Here is a 26,804-nt window from a genome sequence, read left to right as displayed (position 1 = left end):
TCAAGCACGCGATGGCCGTCAAGCGGGATGAGGGTCAAAGGCCGCATTCAGTGCCTGGCGCGCCGGAGAATTGGCACCGATGAGTTCGGCATCGGTTGAAATCAAGGTAACTGCGGCCACGCAATCCCCCTGCAGATCCAGCACCGGAACAGCCAGGGCATAGAGGCCCGGAATGTAGGTCTCTGCCGCCGTGCACAGCCACCGGGACCGGATTTCGGCGCGTTTGCTGGGAAGATCTGAAACATCATGCACCAAGCGCTTAGGCAGCCAGCCCAGAAAGACCTGGCCCGTCGCCGAACGCTCAAGCGGCAGGACGGAGCCGACACCCAGCGCCGTGATCAACTGAGGACGCGCCCGTTCCCATCTGACGACGGTCGGACCCGCATGGCCAAAGACCGACAGCATCGCTGTTGCTCCGGTCAGGTCGACAAGCTCGGGCAGCATATCGGCGGCGCGGTTTACCGGCTCGACCCGCGAGACGGCAGAGATACCGATCCGCGCTGCGGCTGGGCCGAGGTCATAAAGCCCGCTGGGGCGCTGCGTGACCAGACCTGTTTCGCAAAGGCTGACCAGATAGCGATGCACCTTGGCGGGCGCCATATCCGCGGACGCGGCGATTTCCTTCAACGTCGTGGGACCGCCCGCGTTGGCAAGGGCTTCCAGAATGGCAGCGGACGCAGCCACCGACTGGACACCGCGCCCGCGTGGTTCAGACAGATCGTTCATGCTTGGCCTTGACATATGGTAGGCATACTTATGATTATGAATAACGTGATACGTTACGTATCGCAAGATATTGTCAGCGCAGAGCTAGGGAGGAGCAATGCGGATCACTATTCTGGGCGCGGGCCCCGCGGGCCTTTATGCCGCCATCCTCATCAGACGACTGAACCCAGATGCCAGGATCCGGCTCTTTGAGCAAAACGCGGCAGATGCGGCATTTGGTTTCGGCGTTGTCTTCTCCGATCAGGCGCTGGCCTTTCTGAGAGACGACGATCCGGAAACCGCCGATCTGATCGAACCCAGCATGACCCGGTGGTCCGACATCCACATCGTCCATCGGGGCGAGCGTATGGTGATTGACGGTATCGGCTTTTCGGGAATTGGCCGGCTGGAGCTTTTGCGGCTGCTCCAGCAGCGGGCCGCAGAGCTTGGGATCCTCCCCTCCTATGAAACGCGCATCACCGATATCTCGGCGCTGGAGGCCGATCTGCTGATCGGCGCCGATGGCCTGAACTCGACAGTGCGAGCCAGCGGTCGGTTCGATGAGCAGATCAGCGCGCTGCAAAACCGGTTCATCTGGTACGGCACCGACCGCGCCTTTGATGCACTGACGCAAACATTCATCGACACCCAATACGGTCCGATGAACGCGCATCACTATGCCTATGCCCCGGGTAAGTCGACCTTCATCATCGAAATGGGGGCAGAGACGTTCGACCGAACGGGTTTTGCCAACCTGGCCGAACCGGACTATCGCCAAGCCTGCGAAAGGCTTTTTGACCAGACGCTTGAAGGGGCCGGGCTGGTCCCCAACAACTCGACCTGGCGGCGTTTTCCGAACCTGTCATGCGGACGCTGGTTCGATGGCAACCGGACCCTGGTCGGCGATGCGCTGCATACGGCCCATTTCTCGATCGGATCAGGAACAAGGCTGGCGCTGGAAGATGTCATCAGCCTTGTACATGCCTTGCGAGCCAGCGATTGGAATGTCGCAACTGCCTTGCCGCTCTATCAATCGACACGCCAGCCCGTGCTTGAAAAGATCGTGGCGGCGGCCAGCCGGTCCGCCGATTGGTACGAGGCTTTTGGCGCGCATATGACGGCCGATCCCCTGCCCTTCTCCCTCTCCTACATCCGGCGGGCCGGGCGGTTGGACGCATCCCGGTTGCGCGCTCTCGCACCACACTTTGCAAGCCAGCTCGAAGCGTCAGGGCTGAGCCTGGAGGATGCGGCGTGACCGATCCTGACATTTCATCACTGGCCGCTGCCATCGGGTTCGACCTGCCCGAAAACTACAACGCCGCGCGCCTGCTTTGGGACAACCTGGAAACGCGCGCGGAGAAGCCGGCGATTTTCCACGACAGCGGGACATGGACCTATCGGACACTGGCCGAAGAGGCGGGCCGGATCGGCAACTATCTGCGGCAGCTTGCCTCGCCCGGCGACCGCATCGTGATGTTTCTTGACGATGAGCCGGCATACCCGGCGGCCATCATGGGCGCACTGCGCGCCGGACTGGTGCCGATGCTGATCAACACGCTCTCGCCACCCGAATTGATCGCTTTCTTTATCGAGGATGGCGATGCAAAGGCCGTCATCACCTCCGACCCGTTCATGCCGCTTTTCGCCTCTGCCGGGGTCGCGATCCTGAACGTCGCCGAACGCCCCTGGGCGGATATTGCCCCGGATCTTGCCGAACACCCGACACGGCGCGGGGACATGGCGTTCTGGATGTATTCCAGCGGGTCGACCGGGCGTCCGAAAGGCATCGTGCACAAACATGAAGACGCCGCTTACACGGCCGAAAGCTATGCGCGCAGCGTTCTGGACCTGAAAGCCGATGATATCTGCTTTTCCGTGCCAAAGATTTTTTTCGCCTACGGCTTTGGGAACTCAATCACCTTCCCGTTTGCCGTAGGCGCGGCTTCGGTCCTTTTGTCGGGGCGGCCCACGGCGGAGCGTATCTTTGAACAGATTGCCCGGCACAGACCAACGGTCTTTTTCGGCCTTCCCACGCTTTACACCGCCCTCGCCCATGACCCCGCTGCTGACGCGGCCGATCTGTCTTCAGTCCGGTTGTGTATATCGGCGGCTGAAATCCTCTCGACCGAAATTGCCGAAGCCTGGAGTGATCGTTTCGGGCACCGGATTGTCGAGGGCCTGGGGTCCACCGAAGTTCTGCACATCTATCTCTCCAATCAGGCGGACATGCAGAAATCGGGCTCTGCCGGACAGGTCGTGCCTGGCTATGCGATACGGCTGCGCACGCCGGAGGATCGCGAAGCGGAAACGGGCGAAGAAGGGATCATGCAGGTGCGCGGCTTGTCAGCCGCCCAATACTATTGGAACAGGCCCGAGAAGACAGCAGAGACCATGCGGGATGGGTGGATCCACACAGGCGACCGTTTTGTCCGCGACGACGAGGGGTTCTATTTCTTCAAGGGACGGGCTGACGATCTGGTGAAAGTCTCCGGGCAATGGGTTTATCCGATGGAGATCGAACTGGCGCTGAACGAACACCCCAAAGTGTTCGAAAGCTGCGTTCAGGCCATCGAACTGCCCGACCAGCGCCTGACGTTACGGGCCTGGATCGCACTGCGCGACGGTGTGGCGGGGGATGCCGCTCTCACGTCAGAGCTGCAGGCCCATGCCAAGACACAGCTGCTGCCGCACAAATACCCGCGTGAGATCGTCTATCTCGACCAGTTGCCCAAGACCGGAACCGGCAAGATCGACCGACAGGCCATGCGCGATATCGGATGACTATTCCGCCACACGGGTGGCGGCAGGCACCAATCGCGCAGCAATGTAGTTGGCGACGTCCGCCTTCTGCTCGGGCGTCAGGCGCAGGCCAAGCTTTGTGCGGCGCCACAGAAAGTCCTCGGCAGAGCGCACCCATTCATGTTGTATCGCCCAGTCCAGTTCCCGGGAGGTCACGCCTGCGCCAAAGTCACGGCCCAGATCCTCTGCTGCCTGTGCCGGACCGAGAAGCGTCCGGGCATCCGTCCCATACGCCCGGACAAGCCGGCGCGCCCACACGTCCGACAGGAAGGGATAGTCGCGGCACAGATCCTTTGCCTGCTGCCCAGCCTGGTTCACCGGAAAGTCGCCGCCCGGTAAGGCGACACCAGCGGTCCAGTTGCCCGAAGTGCCCGGAAAGAAGGGCAGGATCTTGGCAAGGGCCGCTTCGGCCAGCTTGCGATAGGTCGTGATCTTGCCGCCGAACACATTGAGAAGCGGCGCGCCGCCGGTGGCATCCACGGTCAGGACGTAGTCTCGCGTGGCCGCCGTGGCCGATTTCGCGCCGTCGTCATAAAGCGGGCGAACACCGGAATAGGTCCACACCACATCCTTGTTGGTCACAGGCGTCTTGAAATACCGCGATGCGAAATCAAGAAGATAGTCCTTCTCTTCCGGTGTGCATTCCGGCGCCACCGAGGGTTCGGAATGTTCGGCATCGGTGGTGCCGATCAAGGTAAAGTCCGTCTCGTAGGGAATGGCAAAGATGATCCGCCCATCGGTGCCTTGGAAAAAATAGCAGCGGTCGTGATCAAAGAGCTTGCGCACCACAATGTGCGATCCGCGCACCAGCCGCACCCCCTCCTGCGAGTTTGAGCGGACCGTGTTGCGGATGATGTCGCCGACCCAAGGACCGCCGGCATTGATCAGCATCTTCGCGGTCACCGTCTCGCGCGCACCTGTTTCCTGATCCTCCACCTCGACCTCCCAGACGTCATCGGCGCGAGAAGCCGCGATCACCTTGGTGCGCGTCCTGATATCTGCGCCGCGGTCGCGCGCATCTCGCGCATTCAGAACCACAAGCCGAGAATCCTCGATCCAGCAATCGGAGTACTCGTAGGCGCGTTTGAACTGCGGTTGCAGCGGTTCCCCCGCCGGATCGCGGGTTAGATCGACGTTACGGGTTGCTGGAAGGATCTTTCGGCCACCCATATTGTCATAAAGAAAGAGACCCAACCGGATCAGCCAGGCCGGGCGGCGTCCTTTCATCCAGGGCATGATCCAGGACAGAAGCCGCGACGTCGGCGTGTCGCTGTCAAAGCGCATGTCCCGGTGATAGGGCAGCACAAAGCGCATGGGCCAGGAGATATGCGGCATCGCGCGGAGCAGGATTTCACGCTCGATCAGGGCCTCACGCACCAGCCGAAACTCGAAATACTCCAGATAGCGCAAGCCGCCGTGAAAGAGCTTGGTGGAGGCTGACGAGGTGGCTGAGGCAAGATCATTCATCTCGGCCAGGCACACGCTTAGCCCCCGGCCCGCCGCGTCGCGGGCGATGCCGCATCCGTTGATGCCGCCACCAATGATGAAGAGGTCATATGTCCGGTCAGACATCGTCACCCCCGTCCAACGTGAGAATTTCCGTACCCGCAGCCCGCGCGGCCTTAAGAAACTCGAACGGCGGCTGACGGTCGGTCACCACATAGTCGAGATCCGGCAAACCGCAAATGCGGACAGGCGCGGTGCGGTCGAATTTCGAGGCGTCGGTGACAAGGATCCGGGTACGGGAATTGCGCAGGATCGCCCGGGCAACCGACACTTCCCGAGCGTCGTAGTCCAACACGGCTCCATCGGCATCCAGAGCAGAGGTGCCGATCACCGCGTAATCCACCTTGTAACGGGAGATAAACTCGACCGCATCTTCACCCACGATGGCACCATCGGTCTGCCGCACCGCGCCGCCCACGAGGATCAGTTCCTTTGAGGGCGCGCCCATCAGGGCGTTGATGATGTTGATGTTGTTCGACAACACGACGAGGTCCTTGTGCTCGCTTAACGCGCGGGCCACCTGCTCGGTCGTTGTCCCGATGTTCAGCGTCACGGAACAATTGTGCGGGATCAGCGAGGCAGCCAGCGCGCCAATCGCCTCTTTCTCAGCGGCATTCTGTTTGCGCCGGTCGGTGTAGTCGCGATTCGCCGCCTGGTTCAAACGGCGGGCCCCGCCCCGAGTGCGGGCCACGAGCCCAGCTTCGGCCAGATCGCGCAGATCGCTGCGAATCGTTTGCGTGCTCACGTCGAATCGGGTCGCCAGATCCTCGACCAGTACCCGCTCCTGCATGCGCAGGAGACCCAGTATTTCCTCGTGCCGGCTTTCGATATTCACGCAAGGGCGCCTTTGATCCGAAGTTTCGCTTTGCTGCCTATTTAGACACAGAACCGCCATTCTCCATAGAAAACTTTTCTTTTGACTTTCGTTTTCTTTCAAACAACCATGATCATGCTGCATTTTGCCAGCCATACGAAACTAAGGGAGGTGAACGTAATGCGACGGGTTCTACTCTGTGCAGTTGCGGCGTCAGCCGTAATCGCAGGAACCAGCGCCTATGCCGACGAGGCCGCGGCGCAGAAATGGATTGATGAGGAATTCCAACCCTCCGTCCTGTCGAAGGAAGAGCAACTGGACGAGATGAAGTGGTTCATCCAGGCGGCTGAGCCCTTCTCGGGGATGGAGATCAACGTGCTGTCGGAAGGTATCCCGACGCATGGCTACGAATCGGACGTGCTGACCAAGGCGTTCGAGGACATCACAGGCATCAAGGTCAACCACCAGATCCTCGGCGAGGGCGAGGTCGTGCAGGCGGTGCAGACCCAGATGCAGACCAAGCGGAACCTCTATGACGGATACGTCAATGACAGCGACCTGATCGGCACCCATTCGCGGCTGCAACTGGCCTATAACCTGACCGAACAAATGGCGGGTGACTGGGCGGCGACGACATCGCCGACGCTGGATCTGGACGACTTCATGGGCATCCAGTTCACGACCGGGCCGGACGGGAACCTCTACCAACTTCCCGACCAGCAATTCGCCAACCTCTACTGGTTCCGCAAGGACTGGTTCGACCGCGAAGATCTGCAGGCCGCGTTCAAGGAGAAATACGGCTACGATCTGGGCGTGCCGGTCAACTGGTCGGCCTATGAGGACATAGCGGAGTTCTTCAGCGAGGACGTGAAGGAAATCGATGGTGTCGCGATCTATGGCCACATGGATTACGGCAAGCGCGCGCCCGATCTGGGTTGGCGGATGACCGATGCCTGGCTGTCGATGGCCGGTGCCGGATCGAAGGGCGAGCCCAACGGTGTGCCGATCGACGAATGGGGCATCCGGATGGAGGAAGGCTCCTGCAACCCGGCAGGCGCGAGTGTCAGCCGTGGTGGCGCCGCGAATGGCCCGGCCGCTGTGTACGCGATCCGCAAATGGGACGAATGGCTGCGCAAATACGCCCCTCCGGGCGCGGCAAGCTATGACTTCTACCAGTCCCTGCCCGCACTGGCGCAAGGTAACGTGGCTCAGCAGATCTTCTGGTACACCGCCTTTACCGCCGACATGGTCAAGCCCAAGTCCGAAGGCAACAACACCGTGGATGATGAGGGCATGCCGCTCTGGCGGATGGCACCCAGCCCGCATGGCCCCTATTGGGAAAAAGGTCAGAAGGTCGGCTATCAGGATGTGGGGTCCTGGACCTTCCTGAAATCCACGCCTTCGGATCGGGCCCAGGCGGCCTGGCTCTATGCGCAATTCGTGACCTCCAAGACGGTCGACGTGCGCAAATCCCACGTGGGTCTGACCTTCATCCGCGACAGTTCGGTCCGGCATGAAAGCTTCACCGAACGAGCGCCCAAGCTGGGCGGTCTGGTGGAGTTCTACCGCTCGCCGGATCGCACGGCCTGGTCGCCCACCGGCGTCAACGTGCCCGACTATCCGAAGCTCGCGCAAATCTGGTGGCAGCAGATTGGTGACGTGAATTCCGGCGCGTTTACCCCGCAGGAAGCCATGGACCGTCTGGCCGAAGAGATGGATCTGGTCATGGCGCGGATGCAGCGCGCGGATGAAGCACAGAACGTCTATGGCGGCTGCGGCCCGCGCCTGAACGAAGAGCAGGATGCGGAGTTCTGGTATGCCAATGGCGGGGCCAAACCGCCGCTGGAGAACGAGAAGCCGCAAGGCGAGACCGTGAACTACGACGAGCTGGTCGCCCGCTGGGCCGCCAACTGAGGTCGAGGGTTTTCCTCCCCAACTGCCGGGGCGCGCAAGCCTGCGCCCCGGCTCTTTTCAAGCAAGAACAATAGCCAAGTCATGGCCGGGCCGCACGCGGGCTCCGAGGGGTAGAGATGGCACTGGAACTGAGGAACGTCACCAAACGGGTCGGGGCGGAGACGCATATCTACGACACGACCCTGTCGCTGGACCCTGGCGGTTTCAACATCCTGCTGGGCGCGACAAGCGCAGGCAAAAGCACGCTGATCAAGCTGCTCGCCGGACTGGAGAAGCCTACCACGGGCGAGGTCTGGGTCGATGGCGAGAACGTCACCGGCATGAACCCGCAAAAGCGCAACATCTCCCTCGTGCACCAGTTCTTCGTGAACTACCCCCATATGACCGTCTTCGAGAACATCGCCTCGCCCCTTAGGGTCGCAGGCGTGCCGAAATCCGAAATCGCGGGCCGCGTCGAAGAGGCGGCGAACATCCTGCAACTGGGCCCGATGCTGCAGCGCCGCCCGCAAGAGCTGTCGGGCGGTCAGCAACAACGCTGCGCGCTGGCACGCGCCATCGTCAAGGAAAGCCGCGCGATCTTTCTGGACGAGCCGCTGGCCAACCTCGACTACAAGCTGCGGGAGGAGTTGCGGGAGCAATTGCCCGAACTCCTCGCCGGGCGCGGCACGGTGGTCGTCTACGCGACTTCCGAGCCGACGGAGGCCCTATTGCTGGGTGGCCATACCGCACTAATGCATGAGGGCCGCGTCACACAATTCGGCCCCACGGCCCAGATCTACCGCGCGCCCGCCAACCTCAATTCCGCCGCTGTCTTTTCGGACCCGCCGATGAACCTTGCGCAGGTCACCAAGGCGGGAGCGGAGATGCGGCTGGGCGACCGGCTGACCTGGCCGGTGATGGGCGAAGCCGCCGCGCTTGCCGATGGAAGTTACACCGTCGGCATCCGCCCGCATCACGTCACCCCGACCCCGCCTAGCGAGCCGTCGATCTCGGTGGAAGGGCAGGTGCAGATCACCGAGCTCAGCGGGTCCGAAAGCATCGCGCATTTCGAGATCGGCGCGCAAAGCTGGGTGTCGCTGTCGGCAGGTATCCATCCCTACGAGGTGGGCGAGGCGCATGTGTTCCACATGGTCCCGGCCCATTGCTACTATTTTGACGCAAACGGCGCGCTCGCCGCGCGGGGGGCTGCCCATGGCTAAGATCACGCTCGACCATCTGCGCCACGCATATGGGGCCAATCCGAAAAGTCCCGATGACTACGCGCTGAAGGAGATAAACCTCGACTGGAAAGACGGCGGCGCCTATGCGCTGCTCGGCCCGTCGGGCTGCGGCAAGTCCACCTTGCTCAACATCATCTCCGGTCTGCTGACGCCGTCCGATGGCCGCGTGCTCTTTGATGGGCAGGACGTCACCACCCTGCCCCCCGACCAGCGCAACATCGCGCAGGTGTTCCAGTTCCCGGTCATCTACGACACGATGACGGTCTACGACAATCTGGCCTTCCCGCTGCGCAATCGCGGCGTGGAGGCGGCCCGCGTCGATACCCGCGTGCGCGAGATCGCCGCCATGCTGGAGCTCGACGACCGCCTGGACACGCGTGCCTCGAACCTGACGCCGGACAACAAACAGAAGATCTCCATGGGACGGGGCCTTGTCCGCGACGACGTGAACGTGATCATGTTCGACGAGCCGCTGACGGTGATCGACCCCGCGCTGAAATGGAAACTCCGCTCGAAACTGAAAGAGCTTCACCAGAAGATCGCGGTGACGATGATCTACGTCACCCATGACCAAACCGAGGCACTGACTTTCGCCGATCAGGTCGTGGTGATGCAGGACGGCGTGATCGTGCAGATCGGCACACCGGTCGAGCTCTTCGAGCGTCCGCAACATACCTTTGTCGGCCATTTCATCGGCTCACCCGGAATGAATATCCTGCCGTGCGACGTCTCGGATGGCAGCGCATCGTTCCGTGGAGCGCCCGTAGCACTTGAAGGCCCGGTGACCAAAACCGGCGGCAAGACGGAGATCGGTGTGCGCCCGGAATTCGTGCGTCTGGCCGAGACCGGCATTCCCGCAACCGTGCGCAAGGCCGCCGATATCGGACGGCATATCGTGGTCGAGGCCATGGCCGGTGACACCGCCGTCAGCGCCATCGTCGAAGGGCAAGCGCCCGAACAGGGCGCCGAGGTCCACCTCGCCTTCGATCCCGCCCGCACCCGCGTCTATGCCGATGGCTGGATCGCAACGGAGGCCCGCTCATGAAAACCGAAAATCAACGTGCCTGGCTTTTCGTTCTGCCGGTTCTTGCACTCGTGGCCTTCAACGCGCTGATTCCGCTGATGACGGTGGTGAACTACTCGCTGCAGGAAACCTTTGGCGACAACCTCTTTTTCTGGCACGGCGTGGGCTGGTTTCAGGACGTCCTGCGCTCCGAACGGTTCCATGACGCGCTGGGGCGTCAGCTTCTCTTTACCGGCACGATCCTTCTGATCGAGATCCCGCTGGGCGTGGCCATTGCGCTGGCCATGCCGCGCAAGGGGGTGTGGGTGTCGGTCTGTCTGGTCCTCATGGCGCTGCCGCTGCTGATCCCGTGGAATGTGGTGGGCGCGATGTGGAACATCTTCACCCTGCCCGATATCGGCCTGCTGGGCTATTTCCTGAACAACGTGGTCGGCATCGACTACAACATGACGCAAAGCCCGCTTGCGGCCTGGATCACCATCATCGTGATGGATGTCTGGCACTGGACCTCTCTGGTGGTGCTCTTGGCCTATGCCGGGCTCGTGTCGATACCGGACGCCTATTATCAGGCGGCCAAGATCGACGGCGCCTCCAACTGGTCGGTCTTCCGCTATATTCAGTTGCCCAAGATGAAACGGGTGCTGACCATCGCGATCCTTCTGCGCTTCATGGACAGCTTCAATATCTATACCGAGCCTTTCGTGCTGACAGGCGGCGGCCCCGGCAATTCCACCACGCTGCTGTCGATTGACCTTGTGAAGGTGGCGCTTGGCCAATTCGACCTCGGCAACGCAGCCGCGATGTCGCTGATCTATTTCGCCTTCACGCTCCTGGTGAGCTGGCTCTTCTACACCATCATGACGAAGGACGAGCAATGAAACCCCGCGCGCTGGTTCCCATTATCTACATCCTCTTCCTGATGCTGCCGATCTACTGGCTGGTCGCGATGAGCTTCAAGACCACCAACGAGATCCTCGGGGGCTTTTCCCTCTTCCCGCAGGTCTGGACGTTCGAGAGCTACCGCACGATCCTGACCGACCCGACCTGGTACTGGGGCTATATCAACTCGATCATATACGTGTCTTTGAACACGGTGATCTCTCTGGCGGCTGCCCTGCCTGCAGCCTATGCCTTCTCCCGCTACCGGTTTCTCGGGGACAAGCATCTTTTCTTTTGGCTGCTGACCAACCGGATGGCCCCGGCTGCGGTCTTTGCCCTCCCCTTCTTTCAGCTCTATTCGGCGGTAGGCATCTTTGACACGCATCTGGCCATCGCGCTGGCCCATTGCCTTTTCAACATTCCGCTGGCGGTCTGGATCCTCGAAGGGTTCATGTCGGGCGTGCCAAAGGAGGTGGACGAGACCGCCTATGTCGACGGCTATTCCTTCCCCGCCTTTTTCTTCAAGATCTTCATGCCCACCATCAAGGCGGGGATCGGGGTCGCGGCCTTCTTCTGCTTCATGTTCTCGTGGGTGGAACTGCTATTGGCAAAAACCCTCTCGGCGGTAGAGGCCAAACCCATTGCCGCCGTGATGACCCGCACGGCCTCCAGCGCCGGATACGAGCTGGGGCTGCTGGCGGCGGCGGGCGTGTTGACCATCGTTCCGGGGGCCATCGTGATCTATTTCGTCCGCAACTACATTGCCAAGGGCTTTGCCCTGGGGAGGGTGTGATGCTGTCCTGGATGGCCTGGACCTGGCCCACCGCCGCATTCTTTGTCTTCATCTTCGCCTCCATCGCGCTGATGGCAGTGCTGGAAATCCGCCGTCCCGGGGGGGATGAGCGGCGCGGCGTGCTGGGGCTGACGACGACGCGGGGCGACCGGCTCTTTATCACGCTGCTAGGCTCGGCTTATATCTTCCTCGGCTGGCTTGGCCTCTTCGGCACGCCCCTTTGGGCGCCGCTGGGGCTGGCCATCGCATGGGGCGGGTTCTGTTTCTGGAAGGTGTAAGGCATGGCGAAATCCGGTTTGATCCTGGCGATTGACCAGGGCACGACGTCGAGCCGTGCGATCCTCTTTGACGACGGGCTAGCCATGCGCGCCACGGCACAGGAGGAGTTTCCGCAGCACTTTCCCCGCCCCGGCTGGGTGGAGCATGATCCCGAAGACATCTGGGCCTCCACTGCTGCGATGTGTCGTGCGGCGATCGAGCGGGCACACGCATCCTCGTCCGATATCGCGGCCATCGGCATCACCAACCAGCGGGAAACCACCGTGGTCTGGGACAAGGAGACCGGGCAGGCCATTTATAACGCCATCGTCTGGCAGGACCGGCGCACGGCCGACTATTGCGCGGGGCTGAAGGCCGACGGTCACGAGGAGATGGTGACCGCCAAGACCGGCCTGTTGCTCGACCCCTATTTCTCGGCCACCAAGCTGAAATGGATCCTCGATCATGTGGAGGGCGCCCGCTCACGGGCTGCGAAGGGGGAGCTTCTCTTCGGGACGGTCGACACCTACCTGATCTGGCGCCTGACCGGAGGCGAGGCCTATGTGACCGACGCCACCAACGCCGCGCGTACGATGCTCTACAACATCACCGAGGGGTGCTGGGACGCCGATCTGCTGGCGCTCTTCGACATCCCCGAAGCCATGCTGCCAGAGGTCAAGGACAGTGCTGCGGCCTTCGGTGAGACGCGCGCCGATCTCTTCTCCGGCGCGGGGATCCCGATCCTGGGCGTCGCGGGCGATCAGCAGGCCGCGACCGTGGGTCAGGCCTGCTTTCAGCCCGGCATGATGAAGTCGACCTATGGGACCGGGTGCTTTGCGCTTTTGAACACCGGGGACGCGCCTGTTTTCTCGACCAACCGGCTGCTGACCACGGTGGCATACCAGTTGGACGGCAAACCCACATACGCGCTGGAAGGGTCGATCTTCGTTGCCGGCGCGGTCGTGCAATGGCTGCGTGACGGGCTGGGCCTGATCCGCGACGCCGGTCAGACGCAGGGACTGGCCGAGACCGCCGATGACGGGCAGGACATCATCCTTGTCCCCGCCTTCACCGGCCTGGGCGCGCCCTACTGGAACCCCGATTGCCGCGGCGCGGTATACGGCCTCTCGCGCGGCACCGGCCCGGCTGAAATGGCGCGCGCTGCGCTGGAAAGCGTGGGCTTTCAGACGCGCGATCTGATGGAGGCGATGCATGCCGATTGGCAGGGCGCAGGATCGGACGCGGTGTTGCGCGTCGATGGTGGCATGTCAGCCTCGGAATTCACCATGCAGTTTCTCGCCGACATCATCGGCGCGCCGGTGGACCGGCCCACCAACCTTGAAACGACCGCGCTGGGTGCGGCGTGGCTGGCGGGGATGAAGGCAGGGCTTCTGCCCGATCAGGCGGGGTTCGAGGCAAGCTGGTCGCGCGACCGCCGGTTTGAACCGGCCATGGAGGCCGCCACCCGCGACGCACGCTATGCCCGGTGGAAAAAAGCGGTGGCCGCGACGCTTTCGGTCTGAGTTGTTACAAACCCGATGCGGTCTGTCGGGTTTCTGTCACATATGGCTGATATCCCCTCGCTGATAAGCGAACCAAGGGGTGTTCCATATGCGACTTTTGATGACTTCGCTGGCAGCGACGCTGCTGGCCACTGCTTCTTTTGCGGCGGATGTATCGGGCAAGCTGGTGCTCTACACGTCGCAACCCAATGCTGACGCACAGCGCACCGTCGATGCCTTCACCGCCAAACATCCGGATGTCGAGGTCGAATGGATCCGCGACGGAACCACCAAGGTGATGGCGAAGCTGCGCGCCGAATTTGAAGCGGGCGCACCGCAGCCCGACGTGCTGCTGATCGCCGACATGGTGACAATGGAAGGGCTGGAAGCCGAAGGGCGCCTGATGCCCTATGCAGAGGCCGATACCTCCGCCTACGACCCCGCGCTGATGGATCCCGAAGGGCATTATTTCTCCACCAAGCTGATCACAACCGGCATCGTTTACAACACCGCCGCACCGATGGTGCCAACCTCCTATGCCGATCTCCTGGGGGAGGAGGCCAAGGACAAGCTGGCCATGCCCTCCCCGCTGACGTCGGGGGCGGCGACGATCCATATGGCCGCGATCACCTCGCATCCCGATCTGGGCTGGGACTTCTACGAAGCCCTCGCCGATCAGGGCGCCAACCCGCAGGGCGGCAATGGCGGCACCTACAAAGCCATCGCCGGCGGTGAGAAGCTTTACGGCTTCGTCGTCGATTTCCTGCCGATCCGCGAAATGGCCAAGGGCGCGCCCGTGGCCTTTGTCTTCCCCGAGGAAGGCGTCTCGGCGGTGACCGAGCCGGTGGCGATCCTGTCCACGGCCCAGAACCCCGACGCCGCCAAGGCCTTTGTCGATTTCCTGATCTCGCCCGAGGGCCAGCAACTGGCCGCCGATATGGGCTATCTGCCGGCCCATCCCGCGATCAAGCCGCCCGAAGGCTTCCCCGCACGGGACGAGATCAAGCTGCTGGACTTCGACCCGGCCCAGGCGCTGGCCGACGATCAGGCCAACAAAGAGCGTTTCATCGACATCTTCGGCGGCTAACCTGCCCTCATGATCCGATACTTGCGCAGCGGCGAGGGTCTGACCCTCGCCGTTCTCATTGTCATCGCCCTTTGGCTCTTTGTCTTCCCTTTGGGCTTGCTGGCGCGTGTCGGGCTGACCGATGACGGTGCGTTCAGCCTCGGGCCGGTTCTCGACGCGCTCGACAGCCGGTCGGTGCCCCGCGCGCTTTGGGCGTCGCTTGAAAGCAGCGCGCTATCGGCGCTGATTTCGCTGATTGCGGGCACTGCCGCCGCCCTAATGATTGGTTTGACGGATGTGCGCGGCAAGGCTGTCATCACCTTTCTGCTGCTGATCCCGATGATGATCCCGCCCCATGTGACCGCCATCGCCTGGGTGCAGGCGATGGGACCGTCGAGCCCCATCCTGAAGACGCTTGGCATCGCGCCCGAGATCGGTTCCACACATCCGCTATACTCCCGCGAAGGCGTGATCTTTCTGCTCGGCATCCAGCACATGCCGATGGTCTTTCTGGTGGTGCTCGCCGCCCTGCGCTCCCTCCCTCGCGAGTTGAGCGATGCCGCGCGGATCGCGGGCGCAGGCTCCGCCCGACTGCTTCGCCGCATCATTCTGCCGTTGCTGGCGCCGACCCTCATCGCCTCCTTCGCGCTGGCCTTCGTCTCGGCCCTTGGCAATTTCGGCATTCCCGCACTGCTCGGCATCCCTGCGCGTTACATCACCTTACCGGTCCTGATCTGGCGACGGCTGGCAAGCTTTGGTCCGCAGGTGCTTACCGATGTTGCGGTGATCGCCGCGATCCTCGCCGGTGTGGCGATTGTCATCGTGGCGCTTCAGATGACCCTGATGCAGCGCGCCCGTAATCGGCTGATCGGCCCGCCGCAGCCGCCGCTCGACCTCCGCCTTGGGTCTGCACGCCCTTGGGTGGAGGGCGGGCTGATCCTTGTGATCGTGCTGACGCTGGTTCTGCCCGTCACCGCCCTCTTCGCGACCGCATTGGTGACCACCTATGGCCTGCCACTGACTGCTGAAACGCTGACCTTTGACAACTTTGCCGAAGTCCTCTTCCGCCAATCCGTCACCATCCGCGCATTCCTGAATTCCGGCCTCGTCGCAGGTTTTGCAGCGCTGACCATCGCCGGGATCGGCGTGTTCCTTGCACGCTACATCGCCGCGCCCACCCCGGGCCCGCGCCGCATCGGAACGGGTCTCGCGACCTTGGCCGAGATGACTTATGCCATTCCGGGCCTTGTCATCTCCATCGCCTTCATCCTCGCCTTTATTCGCCCCCTGCCCCTGATCGGCGTGTCGATCTATGGGACGCTGGGCATCATCTATCTGGCCTATATCTGCGCCTTTTTCTCCATCGCTTTGAAACCGATCAGCGCCTCTTACATGCAACTGGATCCTGCCCTTGACGAAGCCGCGCGTGTGGCCGGTGCCGGGTTCGGCTTCCGCATGCGCAAGGCCTTTGCCCCGCTGATCGCGCCCGCGGCAGCGTCCGGCGCGATCCTCGTGTTCCTGACGGCTTATAACGAGGTCACGGTGTCGGCGCTCCTGTGGTCGACGGGGAACGAGACCATCGGCACGACGATCTTCAACTACGAGGATGGAGGGTACACGACACTTGCGGCTGCGATGTCGGCGGTCACCGTGCTTGCCACGATCGCACTGATGGCCGCGCTGGACCGGTTCGGACGACACGCGCCGCGCGGGGTTGTCCCCTGGCGGTTTTGAGCGGCGCTCAGCCGGGCAGAAGCCAGCCGGTTCGCACGTTCAGTCCTATCCGCTCTCCGATGCCGACGGGCCGGTGCAGGTCAACCTCGACCGGATCGGTCGCGGCGTCGGACACGATACGCGCCTCCCATATGCCGCCACGATAAAGCACATCCTGGACCTGGCCTATCAGATGCGCGCCCTCGGGGGATGTCACATCCAACTGTGCGGGCCGCACAAACAGATGCCCTCGCCCCTCACGCTCTGCCCTGAGCGGAAGGATTGATCCATTCACGCGAACTGCGCCCTCTTGCAGGTCGACGGGCAAAATCGTCCCTCGTCCGATGAACCGGGCCACATCGGCGGTGGCGGGGCGATCATAAATCTCGTGCGGTGTGCCGACCTGCAGAAACCGCCCCTGCTGCATCACCGCCATCCGGTCTGCCAGCGCCATCGCCTCGCGCTGGTCGTGCGTGATGTAGACTGTCGTTGTCCCGGTACGGCGGTGAAACGCACGCAACTCCGCCTCCATCACGTGGCGCAGATGCGGGTCGAGGTTGGCAAGTGGTTCGTCCATCAGGATCGTCCGCGCCCCGCCCGCAAGACAACGCGCGAGCGCCACACGCTGCCGTTGCCCGCCCGACAGCGCCTCGGGCCGGCGATCCGCGTAGTCTTCCAGCGACACCGTGCGCAAGTGCTCCGCCGCGCGCGCGGCGGCCTCCTGCTTTCCGGCTCCTTGGGCCTCTGCCGGGAACGCCACATTGCCGGCCACCGTGAGATGCGGCCAGAGCGCATAGGACTGAAAAACAAACCCAACCTGCCGCGCTTCTGGCGGTATGAAGGTCTCGGGATCCGAGACGACCTGACCTTCCAACGCGATGCGACCCTCCGTCGGCTCTTCGAGCCCGGCAATCAGACGCAGCAGCGTTGATTTCCCGCAGCCGGATGCACCAACGATGGCAAAAAACTCATTCTCGGCGACATCGAACGAAATGTCGTCAACCGCCGCCGCCTGACCAAATCGCTTGGTCAGGCGCTGCACAGAAATGCTCATGATCGCGGCTCCGCCTGGCTGCTGCCTTTCGTGCCGACCCATGGGCGGATTCGCCTGTTTCGGTCAACCGTGCAGAGGATATGCCTTTGGCATCAGGCCGGACTGAAACCATTCCACGAAGCTGACCATCGAAAAAACAGGCACTCCGGTCGCGCGGGAAATGTCCGCCGCGTAGGGCGCCATGTTGGTGCATTCCAGCACGATGGCACCCGTTTCGGGGTGCGTCTGCAATAAAGCTTCCGCGGCGGCGACGTTGTCGGCGCGCGCGGCCTCGACATCCATGTGGTAGGCGTCGCCCAGGATCGATCGTGTAAATGTCATCCCGCCTTCGGTCGTACCCACCGGTGTTTCAAGCGGGACGTCTGCAGCGATCAGATGTTCGGGCGTCAGCGCAGAAGCGGAAATTGTCAGCACCGCGCATCGTTTCCCGGGGGGCAAAAGGCGATTGACCAAAGGCACCTGCATCAGAGAGGACGTTGCCACGGGGACATTCACCGCCTTGGCAATCTCTGTCTGGAAGATCGACAGAAAACCGCAGGTTGTCGTGATCCCGTCCGCCCCCTCGCTGACCATTTCCTGCGCCGCCGCGATGAAGGCCGGCAAGAGCCCTTCCGCCTTCTGCCCCACGACACGTTCGGGGGAGGCATCATGTACGATGCGGTAGAGAACCGGAAAGTCCCAGGTTTGGGCATTTCCGATGTCGCCGGGAATACGTGGGAATTGCGCGTCGAGCATCAAGATGCCGACGGATGCGCCGTAGACCGATTTTCCCCCAGGTACCCGCAATTCCACTATCTCCCAGTGTTAACGATGACATGCGGGGCCTATACACGCCACATATAATGTCCGGTTTGGCCGGCGGTGCGCGGGCGATAGACGATTTTGCATGCATATTCTGGCATTTGCACAGCTCGCGCGGTCTGGCGCAGGAGACCGGGGACGAGATCAGTGACATGGACCTTATCGGCCCCTGCACACCCGAAGCATTTGACGGGGTTGCCGCGCATTGGAAAGACGTGACCGAAACGCTGTGCGCGGTGATGATGTGATCTCGCTTATGAAGATGGAGCCGGACGCCTCTCCATCAGGCGGTGCCCTTCATCTGCGGCGTGATCTGACCGCTGAACAGCCTGCAGTTTTGAACCGGCTGCCTGTGGTGCCCCCCGATCGCGCCAGCATGATTGCAGCCCGTGTGGGCATTGCCGACATGTTCTTTCCTCGCGCGCAAGCGCTGTGTGTGCGCCAAACGAGTGCCCTGGCCCGAGGGGTTCGAGGCCGCAACGCGTCGATATCTTAAAACCCGGATCGGTGTTTTAGTCGAAGACGCTCAATAGGCGGTCGCAGCCCGCGCCGCCTGATCGTACTGCCCGGACATCAGCCGCAAAAGGGTCGAGAGCTTGCTGATCTGCTCGGGCTCCAACCCCAACTCGCCAACGGCATCGAGCAAAAGCATCTCTCGGATGTCGCGATACTTGCGGCAGGCCTCCGCCCCTTTTTCGGTCGCTTCGACGGTCTTTTCCTTGCCCTGACGTCCCTGCCGCACAAGCCCCTGCTGGGTCAGCTTCTTGATAGCGTAATTGACCGTGTGCGTATCCTCGACGTTCAGCACCAGGCAGATATCGGCAAGCTTCTTGGGCCGATCCTTGTGGCGTACCGTGTGAAGCACAAGCACTTCAAGCGCCGAAAGCTCGGGCTGACCGGCTGCCGCCATGGCGCGGACAACCCATCTGTTGAACGCATTGCCTGCGATAATCAGCCCGAATTCCATTTCAGACACTTCCGGCATGGAGCCCGCAGCAAGGTGTGCCGAGGACACAATTGGCCTGCTGGACATGCAGATGACCTCCATTCAAACACAAATTGTTAACATTTTGTTGACGTATTCTACGCTTCGCGCAGAATTGACGCAAGAGAATCACTTGCGGAGACGTCGATTTGCAACCGGGCACCACATCATGACACGGCATGTCGCCGTCATCGGTGCCGGTATTGTCGGCGTCTCGACCGCGCTGTGGCTGCAGCGTGACGGCATTCGGGTGACGCTTATTGACCGGGCGGGCCCGGGTGAAGGGACAAGCTTTGGTAATGGCGGCGTGCTCGCCTCCTGCGCGGTGGTGCCGGTGACGGTGCCGGGCCTGCTGCGCAAGGCGCCGCGAATGCTGATGGATCCCGACCAGCCACTGTTTCTGAAATGGCCCTACCTACCCCGGTTGCTGCCCTGGCTTGTGCCCTATCTGCGGCACGCCACTGACCGGGACGTCTCGCGCATCGCCTCGGCCCTCACACCCGTCATCGGCGACAGCCTTGCCGATCATCAAGCGCTTGCCGCAGGAACCCGGGCCAACCGCTGGATCACCCCTTGCGACTACCTCTACGTCTACAAGGACAGGGCCGGATTTGCCGCTGACGCCTTTGGATGGGACATTCGCAAACAAAACGGGTTTCGCTGGGACGAGCTGACAGCACCGGCCCTTTCCGCCTACGATCCCAACCTTGCATCGCATTTTGAGTTTGCCGTTCGTCTGGGCGGGCATGGACGCATCACCGATCCCGGCCAATATGTGAAAGATCTCGCCGCGCATTTCGAAGCGCAGGGCGGGCGTGTTTTGCAAGCCGAAGTGACGGACATTCTGCAGGAAAACGGCGCAGTCACCGGATTGCGTGCCGCCGGCGAAACGATCCCCTGCACCGACCTCGCGTTGACCGCGGGGATCTGGTCCAAGGCCCTGGCCCGGCAACTCGGCGTCTCTATCCCACTGGAGACCGAGCGCGGGTATCACCTGGAACTTTGGGAGCCCTCGTTCATGCCCCGCGCGCCGCTGATGATCGCCGAGGGCAAATTCGTCGCCACCCCGATGGACGGCCGGCTGCGCCTGGCAGGCATCGTTGAGTTTGGCGGGCTTGATGCAGCACCCGCACAGGCCCCGTTCGACCTGCTGCTCCGGCAAGTCAAACGCGCGCTGCCGGGGCTGACCTGGAAAGAGCAAACGCAATGGATGGGGCACCGCCCCGCACCCACCGACTCGATCCCCGTGATCGGACCCGCGCCGGATCTGAAAGGGGCCTTCATGGGCTTTGGCCATCATCACGTGGGCCTGACCGGCGGCCCGAAAACCGGGCGGCTTTTGTCGCAGATCATCACCGGAGCGCGTCCGAACATTGACCTGACCCCCTATGCGCCGTCACGCTTTGCCGCGGCTTAACCTCATCACCAACGGGCATCAGACCCATTTTCCAAACAGGGAGACTTCAACTATGAAAACATTCACCAACCTGCTGGCAGCCACGGCGCTGACCGCCGTCGCGGCGCCCGCCATGGCCGAGACCTGGGACATGCCCATGGCTTATTCGGCGTCGAACTACCACTCAGCCGTCGGCGCGGAGTTTGCCAAATGCGTGACCACCGGCACGGGCGGCGAGATCGAAATCGTGACACATCCCTCAGGCTCGCTCTTCCCGGGCGCGCAGATCAAGCGGGCGATCCAGACCGGGCAGGTTCCGATCGGAGAGCGGCTGCTGTCGGGTCACCAGAACGAAAACGCTGTTTTTGGATTCGACTCCGTGCCGTTCCTGGCCACCTCCTTCGAGGACAGCGCCAAGCTTTATGAGGCCGCCAAGCCCAAGATCGAAGAGATCCTCGCCGATCAGAACCTGACCCTGCTTTACGCTGTTCCGTGGCCGCCGCAGGGGCTTTATTTCAAGGATGAGGTCACCTCGGTCGCGGATATGGAGGGGATCAAGTTCCGCTCCTACAACAACGCGACCGCACGTCTGGCGGAACTGACCGGCATGCTGCCGGTGACCGTGGAAGCCGCTGAGATCAGCCAAGCCTTCGCCACCGGCGTGGCCGAGGCGATGGTGTCGTCAGGGGCCACCGGATATGACCGCAAGGTCTGGGAAAGCCTGAGCTATTTCTACGAAGTGAACGCCTGGTTGCCGCGCAATTACGTGATGGTGAACTCCGATACGTGGGAGGGCACCTCTGACGCGAACAAGGCCGTGATTACCGGCTGCGCGGAACTGGCCGAATATGCAGGCAATTGGCGCGCGCGGGAATATACCGGCTTTACCGTCGAGGGTCTGGCCGCAGGTGGCATGACTGTCGGCCCGGCAAGCGACGGTCTGACGGCCGAGTTGCAGGCCATTGGCGAGACGATGACCGCCGAATGGCTTGAAGCGGCAGGCGAGGATGGCGCGGCCATCATCGACGCGTTCAAGGCCGCTCAGTAAACCCTTGGATCCGGGCGCCATTGCGCGCCCGATCCCTGCCCCTTTTCCCGACATGGAGGACCAGATGCGCGCCCTGCGATCCGGCCTGGACGGCCTTTACATGCTCAGCGGCGTGGCCGCAGCCCTATGCCTGGTGACGATCCTGTCGCTGATCGTGGTCCAGATGGTCGCCCGCTGGACGGGCGAGGTCTTTCCCGGCGCGCCCGATTACGCTGGCTATGCCATGGCCGCCGCCAGTTTCCTGGCCTTCGCCAATGCGCTGAACCGGGGCGCGCATATCCGTGTCTCGCTGGTGCTGAACGCTTTGGGTCCCCGCGCCAAGCGGGTGCTGGAGATCTTCTGTTTCGGCACCGGGGCAGCGGTGATGTGGTACTTCGTCTATTACTGTCAGCGCTTCGTCTACTGGTCGTGGAAATTCAACGACATCAGCCAGGGTCAGGACCGCACGCCGCTTTGGATCCCCCAGACCGCCGTGCTGATCGGTGCGGTGATCTTCGCCATCGCGCTCACCGACCACCTGATCCAACTGATCCTGAAGGGCGATCACCGGGTCAAGCGCGACATTGTCGATCAGAGCTTCGGAGAATAGACCATGGAAGACGCCTCGATCATCATCCTCTTTCTCTTCGTTCTGTTCCTCCTGCTGGGTTCCGGCGTCTGGGTCGGTCTTGCGCTGATGGGCGTGGCCTGGGTCGGCATGGAGCTTTTCACCACGCGTCCCGTGGGCGACGTGATGATCACCACGATCTGGACCACCTCGTCGTCTTGGACACTGACCGCCTTGCCGCTCTTTATCTGGATGGGAGAGATCCTCTATCGCACCCGCTTGTCAGAAGACATGTTCCGCGGCCTCGCCCCCTGGATGGCCCCGCTGCCCGGCGGGCTTGTGCACACCAACATCGTCGGCTGCACCGTTTTTGCGGCCGTCTCCGGCTCCTCGGCGGCGACGCTGACCACAGTCGGCAAAATGTCGATCCCGGAGCTACGCCGCCGCAACTACCCCGAACCGATGGTGATCGGCACGCTGGCGGGTGCGGCCACTTTGGGCCTGATGATCCCGCCGTCCCTTGCTCTGATCGTCTACGGCGTGACAACCAATGAAAGCATCTCGGAGTTGTTCTTTGCAGGTGTCTTCCCCGGCATCATTCTGGCCGGCATGTTCATGGCCTATGTCGCGATCATGTCGCGCGTGTCGGCCAAGTGGAACCCGGATGCCGAGCCGCCGATGAGCCTTGGCCAACGTCTGGCAAATTCTCGCTTCCTGATCCCGGTCTTCATGCTGATCCTGCTGGTGATCGGGTCGATGTATCTGGGCTATGCCACCGCGACCGAGGCTGCCGCCTTCGGTGTGATCGGCGCGCTGATCCTGGCGGCGTCCCAAGGCTCGCTCAGCTGGTCGACGTTCACCGAAAGCCTGATGGGGGCCACGCGCACCTCGGCCATGATCGCGCTGATCCTCGCCGGCGCGGCCTTTCTGTCGCTGTCGATGGGTTTTACCGGCATTCCGCGCGGCCTCGCAAACCTGATCGCGGGGTGGGAGCTGACGCAGTTCCAACTGCTGATGGCCCTTCTGGTCTTCTACATTATCCTCGGCATGTTCCTTGACGGGATCAGCGCCATCGTGCTGACCATGGCCGTGGTCGAGCCGATGGTGCGCGAGGCGGGCATCGATCTCATCTGGTTTGGCATTTTCGTTGTCGTTGTCATCGAGATGGCGCAGATCACGCCGCCCATCGGCTTCAACCTGTTCGTCCTGCAGGGCATGACCCGGCATGAGATGGGCTTCATCACCCGCGCCGCCTTTCCGATGTTCCTGATCATGGTGCTGATGGTCTTCGTGCTGATCGCCTTCCCCGGCATCGCCACATGGCTGCCGGAGAATATCCGCGGGGGGCCGAGTTAATCCGCCATGATCCTCGACCTTCTGGGCCGGGTTGCGGATTACGGGCGAAGCTGCCTTGTGCTGGGGCTGCTCGCCGGTCTCACCCTACCCGACCTTGCCCTTGCCCTGCGCCCGTTTCTACCGGAACTGGTCGCCCTGCTGTTGGCCTTCACCGCCTTCCGCATCGGTCCGCGGGATGCGGTCGAAAGCCTGGGCGCCGTGCGCCGCAGCTTGGCGCGTGTACTGGGCCTACAACTCGCCTTGCCCTTGATCGCGCTTAGTGGTGCGCTGCTCATAGGGGCGAGCCCGCTTGCCCTGGTCATCGTGCTCCTGCTCTCGGCCCCCTCGGTCACAGGCGCGCCGAATTTCGCGATCATGATGGGCCATGACCCGGCGCCCGCCTTGCGGATGCTCATCGTCGGGACTGCGATCCTGCCCCTGACCGTTCTGCCGATCTTCTGGCTGATGCCGGGCCTCGGCGATCCGCTTGCCGGGCTGCAAGCCTCCGGTCGCCTGCTCGTGGTCATTGCTCTGGCTACCGGCCTCGCCTTCGCCCTACGCCACTGGGCGATGCCTAACCTGCGGGAGCGCCCGCGCCGGGCGCTGGACGGGGTCACCGCCATCGCAATCGCGATCATCGTCATCGCCCTGATGTCAGCCATCGGTCCGGCACTGCGGGATGACCCCCTGGCGCTCCTCGGCTGGCTGGCCGCAGCTTTTGCGGTGAATTTCGGTCTGCAGATCCTCACCTATCTGCGCAGTGGCGACGTGCCGCTCAGCCTCGTCGCCGGGAACCGCAATGTCGCGCTCTTTCTCGTCGCGCTGCCGCCTGAGACCACCGATCCGCTTCTCATCTTCATCGGCTGCTACCAAATCCCCATGTACCTTACGCCGCTTCTGTTGAAACGCTTCTATGCCCCAAGCTGACGCCCCCCTCATCCGCTCCGTTGGCCTGTCGGGCCTTCTGGTGACCTTTGCCGAACGGCTGAGCGAAGAGGCCAACCGCGCCGCCATCGCCTTTCGCGCCGCCATCGACGCCGAGGGGTGGGCGGAGGTAGAGGAGACATCCTCCACCCTCACCTCCACCTTCCTGAGTTACGATCCCCTCGGCATAGATGAGAGCGATCTGCGCACGCGCCTTCGCGCGCTTTTGGCAGAGCGCGACTGGATGGCCGCGCCCTACCCGGCAGGCTGCCGCCTTTGGACCATCCCGTGCGTCTTCGGCACCGATCTGGCGCCGCAACTGGGCGATGCCGCGAAGATTGCGGGGATGTCAGAGGCCGACGCCATCCGCCAACTCACCGCCGCCCGCCCTCGCGTACTGACCCTCGGCTTTGCGCCCGGACAGCCCTATCTGGGCCAGCTTGATCCGGCATGGGATATCCCAAGGCAGAGCGCGATTACATCGTCGGTGCCCGAAGGCGCGCTGGTGCTCGCGATCCGGCAATTCGTGCTCTTTGCCACCTCAGCCCCGACCGGCTGGCGACATGTCGGTCAGACCGCGTTCAAAGGCTACCGACCCAGCAGCGATACGCCCTTTGCGCTTAGCCCCGGCGACGCCGTTCAGTTCCGCGCCATCCGTCCCGAGGAGCTGGAGGAGATCCGATCCTACGACACGACCGGAGATGGCGGGGCCACGACGGAGCCGTTGGAGATATGAGCCTGCTCATCCATCAGATCGGCCCCGCCGTGACCGTTCAGGATCTGGGTCGTCCCGGCTATCTCTCTGTCGGCCTGTCGCGGGGTGGCGCCGCTGATCTGATGGCTTTAACCGAAGGCGCGGCCCTTCTGGGTCAATGCCCCGACTGCTCTGCCTTGGAGATGGCAGGCACCGGGGGCGTGTTCGAGGCGCAGACCGACACGCGCATCGCCCTGACCGGCGCCATGATGGACGCGACGTGTGACGGCACCGCCCTCGCCTGGAACGCCTCTCACGCTCTGAAAGCGGGCCAGCGCCTGACCATCGGTTCGGCCCGCAAAGGCGTCTATGGCTATCTGCACGTCGCAGGTGGCTTTCGCACCGAAGAAATCCTTGGCGCCCGCGCCACGCATCTGACCGCGCGTTTGGGGCGGGCGTTGCAGGCGGGCGAGACGCTCCCGCTCCTTCCCGATCCCGGCGGGCCCTTGGGCCTGACGATCGACGTGACCCCCCGCTTTGAAGGCGGTGAGATCCGCATCGTGCCGTCGATGCAGACCGACCTTTTCCCGCAAGATGTACTCGACCGCTTCACTGCCACCCGCTTCACCCGCAGCGCGCGGGCCAACCGGATGGGTGTGGCGCTCGATTTCGAGGGGGATGGTTTCACCGCCGAGGGACAACTCAATATCCTGTCGGAAATCATCATGCCCGGCGACATCCAGATGACCGGCGACGGTGCGCCCTATGTGCTGTTGCCCGATTGCCAGACCACCGGCGGCTATCCCCGGATCGGCACGGTCCTGCCCTGCGACCTGCCGCGTGTCGCGCAGGCGCCTTTAGGCGCACCGCTCACGTTCCGCTTCGTCACCCGTGACGAAGCGCTCGACGCCCATCGCCGCTTTGCCGCCTATGCGCCGAAGCCCCGCCCCCTGATCCGCAACCCCGCCGAGATGCAAGACCTTTTGAGCTATCAGCTCATCAGCGGCGCCGTATCCGGCTTTGAAGGAGAGCCCGCATGACCACATCCGTCGATCTGAACGCCGATATGGGCGAAAGCTTTGGCCCGTGGAACATGGGCGACGACGCGTCGCTTCTGAAAATCGTCACCTCTGCCAATATCGCCTGCGGAATGCATGCCGGCGACCCCGATGTGATGGCAGCGACAATGCGTCTCGCGGCAGAGAATGGCGTGGGCATCGGCTCCCATCCGGGCTTTGCCGATCTGCAGGGGTTCGGACGCCGCCGCCTGACCCTACCCGCCGAGACGTTGCAGAACCTCGTGCGTTACCAGCTCTCCGCCTCTCTGGGTATGGCCCGCGCTCTGGGCACAGAGGTGCGGCACCTGAAACTGCACGGTGCGCTGGCCAATATGTGCTCCGAAGACGAAGAGATGGCGCGGCTCTGCTACGAGGCGGCTCTGTCGGTCGATCCCGACATCATCATCATGGTCCTCGCCGCCACCGCGCAGGAACGAGCAGTCCGCGCCCTTGGCTGTGCCTGGGCCGGGGAGATCTTTGCCGACCGGGCCTATAACGACGACGGCACGCTGGTCGACCGCAGCCTGCCGGGCGCCGTGATCCACGACCCCAAGGTCGCGGGCCCCCGCGTCGTCGAGATGGTGCAGGAAGGCGCCATCGTCACTGCGGCGGGCAAGCGTATCCCCACAGCCATCGACACGATCTGTCTGCATGGCGACACGCCGACTGCGGTCGGGATTGCCCGTTCCGTCCGCACTTGCCTGACCGACAGCGGGGTCGAGGTGAAAACGTTCTCAGGCCGCAAGGGTTGAATTCCGTCGTCCGGACA

26 protein-coding genes are annotated in these 26,804 nt (G+C 62.8%); 20 read left to right on the top strand and 6 right to left on the bottom strand.

Translation table 11 applies throughout. The features are described from left to right. Nucleotides 1-18 precede the first annotated feature (18 nt). On the bottom strand, nt 19-726 hold the full coding sequence (locus CFI11_RS07630) for an IclR family transcriptional regulator (RefSeq protein WP_165390213.1): 708 nt from the start codon (nt 724-726) through the stop codon (nt 19-21). Nucleotides 727-823: 97 nt separating this feature from the next. Between CFI11_RS07630 and CFI11_RS07625 the strand changes: the two genes are divergently transcribed. Together CFI11_RS07625 and CFI11_RS07620 are read left to right on the top strand one after the other, a co-directional pair. Then, nucleotides 824-1,960 carry an FAD-dependent monooxygenase gene (locus CFI11_RS07625; RefSeq protein WP_130404643.1) on the top strand — a complete coding sequence of 379 codons (1,137 nt, stop codon included), beginning with the start codon at nt 824-826 and terminating at the stop codon, nt 1,958-1,960. Beyond that, nucleotides 1,957-3,486: a benzoate-CoA ligase family protein gene (locus CFI11_RS07620; RefSeq protein WP_130404641.1), complete on the top strand. Its 1,530-nt coding sequence runs from the start codon at nt 1,957-1,959 to the stop codon at nt 3,484-3,486. Before CFI11_RS07625 ends, CFI11_RS07620 begins: the two co-directional genes overlap by 4 nt. Here CFI11_RS07620 and glpD read toward each other — a convergent pair whose 3' ends face one another. Together glpD and CFI11_RS07610 are read right to left on the bottom strand one after the other, a co-directional pair. Beyond that, nucleotides 3,487-5,076, bottom strand: coding sequence for a glycerol-3-phosphate dehydrogenase (gene glpD, locus CFI11_RS07615; RefSeq protein ID WP_130404639.1), 1,590 nt, complete (start codon nt 5,074-5,076; stop codon nt 3,487-3,489). Then, nucleotides 5,069-5,845 carry a DeoR/GlpR family DNA-binding transcription regulator gene (locus tag CFI11_RS07610; RefSeq protein ID WP_256370570.1) on the bottom strand — a complete coding sequence of 259 codons (777 nt, stop codon included), beginning with the start codon at nt 5,843-5,845 and terminating at the stop codon, nt 5,069-5,071. Before CFI11_RS07610 ends, glpD begins: the two co-directional genes overlap by 8 nt. A 159-nt stretch (nt 5,846-6,004) precedes the next feature. Between CFI11_RS07610 and CFI11_RS07605 the strand changes: the two genes are divergently transcribed. From CFI11_RS07605 to CFI11_RS07565, 9 genes are all read left to right on the top strand, one after another. Then, nucleotides 6,005-7,738 (top strand): ABC transporter substrate-binding protein, encoded by a 1,734-nt coding sequence (locus CFI11_RS07605; RefSeq protein WP_130404635.1) that lies wholly within the window; start codon nt 6,005-6,007, stop codon nt 7,736-7,738. 116 nt (nt 7,739-7,854) lie between these two features. Further along, complete coding sequence (locus CFI11_RS07600; protein WP_130404633.1) at nt 7,855-8,937, top strand: ABC transporter ATP-binding protein; 1,083 nt, start codon at nt 7,855-7,857, stop codon at nt 8,935-8,937. Further along, nucleotides 8,930-10,003, top strand: a complete 1,074-nt coding sequence (locus tag CFI11_RS07595) for an ABC transporter ATP-binding protein (RefSeq protein WP_130404631.1) — start codon at nt 8,930-8,932, stop codon at nt 10,001-10,003. Before CFI11_RS07600 ends, CFI11_RS07595 begins: the two co-directional genes overlap by 8 nt. Further along, nucleotides 10,000-10,860 carry a carbohydrate ABC transporter permease gene (locus CFI11_RS07590; RefSeq protein ID WP_130404629.1) on the top strand — a complete coding sequence of 287 codons (861 nt, stop codon included), beginning with the start codon at nt 10,000-10,002 and terminating at the stop codon, nt 10,858-10,860. Before CFI11_RS07595 ends, CFI11_RS07590 begins: the two co-directional genes overlap by 4 nt. Beyond that, nucleotides 10,857-11,654 (top strand): carbohydrate ABC transporter permease, encoded by a 798-nt coding sequence (locus tag CFI11_RS07585; RefSeq protein ID WP_130404627.1) that lies wholly within the window; start codon nt 10,857-10,859, stop codon nt 11,652-11,654. Before CFI11_RS07590 ends, CFI11_RS07585 begins: the two co-directional genes overlap by 4 nt. After that, nucleotides 11,654-11,932, top strand: coding sequence for a DUF2160 domain-containing protein (locus tag CFI11_RS07580; protein ID WP_130404625.1), 279 nt, complete (start codon nt 11,654-11,656; stop codon nt 11,930-11,932). Before CFI11_RS07585 ends, CFI11_RS07580 begins: the two co-directional genes overlap by 1 nt. A gap of 3 nt (nt 11,933-11,935) precedes the next feature. Continuing rightward, on the top strand, nt 11,936-13,435 hold the full coding sequence (gene glpK / locus CFI11_RS07575; RefSeq protein ID WP_130404623.1) for a glycerol kinase GlpK: 1,500 nt from the start codon (nt 11,936-11,938) through the stop codon (nt 13,433-13,435). A gap of 88 nt (nt 13,436-13,523) precedes the next feature. Beyond that, nucleotides 13,524-14,501, top strand: a complete 978-nt coding sequence (locus tag CFI11_RS07570) for an ABC transporter substrate-binding protein (RefSeq protein ID WP_130404621.1) — start codon at nt 13,524-13,526, stop codon at nt 14,499-14,501. 9 nt (nt 14,502-14,510) lie between these two features. Then, entirely contained in the window at nt 14,511-16,214 is a 1,704-nt protein-coding gene (locus tag CFI11_RS07565; protein WP_130404619.1) for an iron ABC transporter permease, read from the top strand. Between the two features lie 7 nt (nt 16,215-16,221). On the opposite strand, the gene CFI11_RS07560 is transcribed toward CFI11_RS07565, so the two are convergent. Next, the gene (locus CFI11_RS07560) at nt 16,222-17,247 is read right to left on the bottom strand and encodes an ABC transporter ATP-binding protein (protein ID WP_130404617.1); all 1,026 of its coding nucleotides are present in this window, start codon (nt 17,245-17,247) and stop codon (nt 16,222-16,224) included. A 63-nt stretch (nt 17,248-17,310) separates the two neighbouring features. Beyond that, entirely contained in the window at nt 17,311-18,033 is a 723-nt protein-coding gene (locus CFI11_RS07555; protein ID WP_130404615.1) for an aspartate/glutamate racemase family protein, read from the bottom strand. 56 nt (nt 18,034-18,089) lie between these two features. On the opposite strand from CFI11_RS07555, the gene CFI11_RS07550 reads away from it, so the two are divergent. Beyond that, nucleotides 18,090-18,296 carry a hypothetical protein gene (locus CFI11_RS07550; RefSeq protein ID WP_130404613.1) on the top strand — a complete coding sequence of 69 codons (207 nt, stop codon included), beginning with the start codon at nt 18,090-18,092 and terminating at the stop codon, nt 18,294-18,296. Nucleotides 18,297-18,574: 278 nt separating this feature from the next. Here the strand turns inward: CFI11_RS07550 and CFI11_RS07545 are convergent, their stop codons facing one another. After that, nucleotides 18,575-19,081: a winged helix DNA-binding protein gene (locus tag CFI11_RS07545; RefSeq protein WP_130404611.1), complete on the bottom strand. Its 507-nt coding sequence runs from the start codon at nt 19,079-19,081 to the stop codon at nt 18,575-18,577. A 121-nt stretch (nt 19,082-19,202) separates the two neighbouring features. Here CFI11_RS07545 and CFI11_RS07540 point away from each other — a divergent pair, with 121 nt between their 5' ends. From CFI11_RS07540 to CFI11_RS07505, 8 genes are all read left to right on the top strand, one after another. After that, nucleotides 19,203-20,450 (top strand): FAD-binding oxidoreductase, encoded by a 1,248-nt coding sequence (locus CFI11_RS07540; RefSeq protein WP_130404609.1) that lies wholly within the window; start codon nt 19,203-19,205, stop codon nt 20,448-20,450. Nucleotides 20,451-20,502: 52 nt separating this feature from the next. Continuing rightward, nucleotides 20,503-21,477: a TRAP transporter substrate-binding protein gene (locus CFI11_RS07535; RefSeq protein ID WP_130404607.1), complete on the top strand. Its 975-nt coding sequence runs from the start codon at nt 20,503-20,505 to the stop codon at nt 21,475-21,477. Between the two features lie 64 nt (nt 21,478-21,541). Beyond that, on the top strand, nt 21,542-22,066 hold the full coding sequence (locus CFI11_RS07530) for a TRAP transporter small permease (RefSeq protein WP_130404605.1): 525 nt from the start codon (nt 21,542-21,544) through the stop codon (nt 22,064-22,066). Nucleotides 22,067-22,069: 3 nt separating this feature from the next. Beyond that, nucleotides 22,070-23,380, top strand: coding sequence for a TRAP transporter large permease (locus tag CFI11_RS07525; protein WP_130404603.1), 1,311 nt, complete (start codon nt 22,070-22,072; stop codon nt 23,378-23,380). Nucleotides 23,381-23,386: 6 nt separating this feature from the next. After that, complete coding sequence (locus CFI11_RS07520) at nt 23,387-24,286, top strand: hypothetical protein (RefSeq protein WP_130404601.1); 900 nt, start codon at nt 23,387-23,389, stop codon at nt 24,284-24,286. Further along, entirely contained in the window at nt 24,273-25,019 is a 747-nt protein-coding gene (locus tag CFI11_RS07515) for an allophanate hydrolase subunit 1 (protein ID WP_130404600.1), read from the top strand. The genes CFI11_RS07520 and CFI11_RS07515 overlap by 14 nt, the downstream gene beginning before the upstream one ends. Next, a complete protein-coding gene (locus tag CFI11_RS07510) occupies nt 25,016-26,017 on the top strand; it encodes a biotin-dependent carboxyltransferase family protein (RefSeq protein WP_130404598.1) in 1,002 nt (333 codons plus the stop codon). The genes CFI11_RS07515 and CFI11_RS07510 overlap by 4 nt, the downstream gene beginning before the upstream one ends. Continuing rightward, the gene (locus CFI11_RS07505; protein ID WP_130404596.1) at nt 26,014-26,787 is read left to right on the top strand and encodes a LamB/YcsF family protein; all 774 of its coding nucleotides are present in this window, start codon (nt 26,014-26,016) and stop codon (nt 26,785-26,787) included. Before CFI11_RS07510 ends, CFI11_RS07505 begins: the two co-directional genes overlap by 4 nt. Nucleotides 26,788-26,804: the final 17 nt, after the last annotated feature.

This window comes from Thalassococcus sp. S3, assembly GCF_004216475.1.
In the GTDB taxonomy this organism is placed as follows: Bacteria; Pseudomonadota; Alphaproteobacteria; order Rhodobacterales; family Rhodobacteraceae.
Note: the sequence above shows the minus strand (reverse complement) of the source record. Positions and strands in the feature narration are given on the sequence as shown.

Excerpts from the sequence above, each read along its gene's own strand:
- CFI11_RS07600 (WP_130404633.1), top strand. The coding sequence starts at position 7,855 with ATGGCACTGGAACTGAGGAACGTCACCAAACGGGTCGGGGCGGAGACG.
- CFI11_RS07535 (WP_130404607.1), top strand. The coding sequence starts at position 20,503 with ATGAAAACATTCACCAACCTGCTGGCAGCCACGGCGCTGACCGCCGTC.
- CFI11_RS07550 (WP_130404613.1), top strand. The coding sequence starts at position 18,090 with ATGTCCGGTTTGGCCGGCGGTGCGCGGGCGATAGACGATTTTGCATGC.
- glpD (WP_130404639.1), bottom strand. The coding sequence starts at position 5,076 with ATGTCTGACCGGACATATGACCTCTTCATCATTGGTGGCGGCATCAAC.
- CFI11_RS07525 (WP_130404603.1), top strand. The coding sequence starts at position 22,070 with ATGGAAGACGCCTCGATCATCATCCTCTTTCTCTTCGTTCTGTTCCTC.
- CFI11_RS07505 (WP_130404596.1), top strand. The coding sequence starts at position 26,014 with ATGACCACATCCGTCGATCTGAACGCCGATATGGGCGAAAGCTTTGGC.
- CFI11_RS07530 (WP_130404605.1), top strand. The coding sequence starts at position 21,542 with ATGCGCGCCCTGCGATCCGGCCTGGACGGCCTTTACATGCTCAGCGGC.
- CFI11_RS07515 (WP_130404600.1), top strand. The coding sequence starts at position 24,273 with ATGCCCCAAGCTGACGCCCCCCTCATCCGCTCCGTTGGCCTGTCGGGC.
- CFI11_RS07545 (WP_130404611.1), bottom strand. The coding sequence starts at position 19,081 with ATGTCCAGCAGGCCAATTGTGTCCTCGGCACACCTTGCTGCGGGCTCC.
- glpK (WP_130404623.1), top strand. The coding sequence starts at position 11,936 with ATGGCGAAATCCGGTTTGATCCTGGCGATTGACCAGGGCACGACGTCG.
- CFI11_RS07520 (WP_130404601.1), top strand. The coding sequence starts at position 23,387 with ATGATCCTCGACCTTCTGGGCCGGGTTGCGGATTACGGGCGAAGCTGC.
- CFI11_RS07565 (WP_130404619.1), top strand. The coding sequence starts at position 14,511 with ATGATCCGATACTTGCGCAGCGGCGAGGGTCTGACCCTCGCCGTTCTC.
- CFI11_RS07625 (WP_130404643.1), top strand. The coding sequence starts at position 824 with ATGCGGATCACTATTCTGGGCGCGGGCCCCGCGGGCCTTTATGCCGCC.
- CFI11_RS07510 (WP_130404598.1), top strand. The coding sequence starts at position 25,016 with ATGAGCCTGCTCATCCATCAGATCGGCCCCGCCGTGACCGTTCAGGAT.
- CFI11_RS07580 (WP_130404625.1), top strand. The coding sequence starts at position 11,654 with ATGCTGTCCTGGATGGCCTGGACCTGGCCCACCGCCGCATTCTTTGTC.
- CFI11_RS07590 (WP_130404629.1), top strand. The coding sequence starts at position 10,000 with ATGAAAACCGAAAATCAACGTGCCTGGCTTTTCGTTCTGCCGGTTCTT.
- CFI11_RS07585 (WP_130404627.1), top strand. The coding sequence starts at position 10,857 with ATGAAACCCCGCGCGCTGGTTCCCATTATCTACATCCTCTTCCTGATG.
- CFI11_RS07560 (WP_130404617.1), bottom strand. The coding sequence starts at position 17,247 with ATGAGCATTTCTGTGCAGCGCCTGACCAAGCGATTTGGTCAGGCGGCG.
- CFI11_RS07605 (WP_130404635.1), top strand. The coding sequence starts at position 6,005 with ATGCGACGGGTTCTACTCTGTGCAGTTGCGGCGTCAGCCGTAATCGCA.
- CFI11_RS07630 (WP_165390213.1), bottom strand. The coding sequence starts at position 726 with ATGAACGATCTGTCTGAACCACGCGGGCGCGGTGTCCAGTCGGTGGCT.
- CFI11_RS07540 (WP_130404609.1), top strand. The coding sequence starts at position 19,203 with ATGACACGGCATGTCGCCGTCATCGGTGCCGGTATTGTCGGCGTCTCG.
- CFI11_RS07595 (WP_130404631.1), top strand. The coding sequence starts at position 8,930 with ATGGCTAAGATCACGCTCGACCATCTGCGCCACGCATATGGGGCCAAT.
- CFI11_RS07570 (WP_130404621.1), top strand. The coding sequence starts at position 13,524 with ATGCGACTTTTGATGACTTCGCTGGCAGCGACGCTGCTGGCCACTGCT.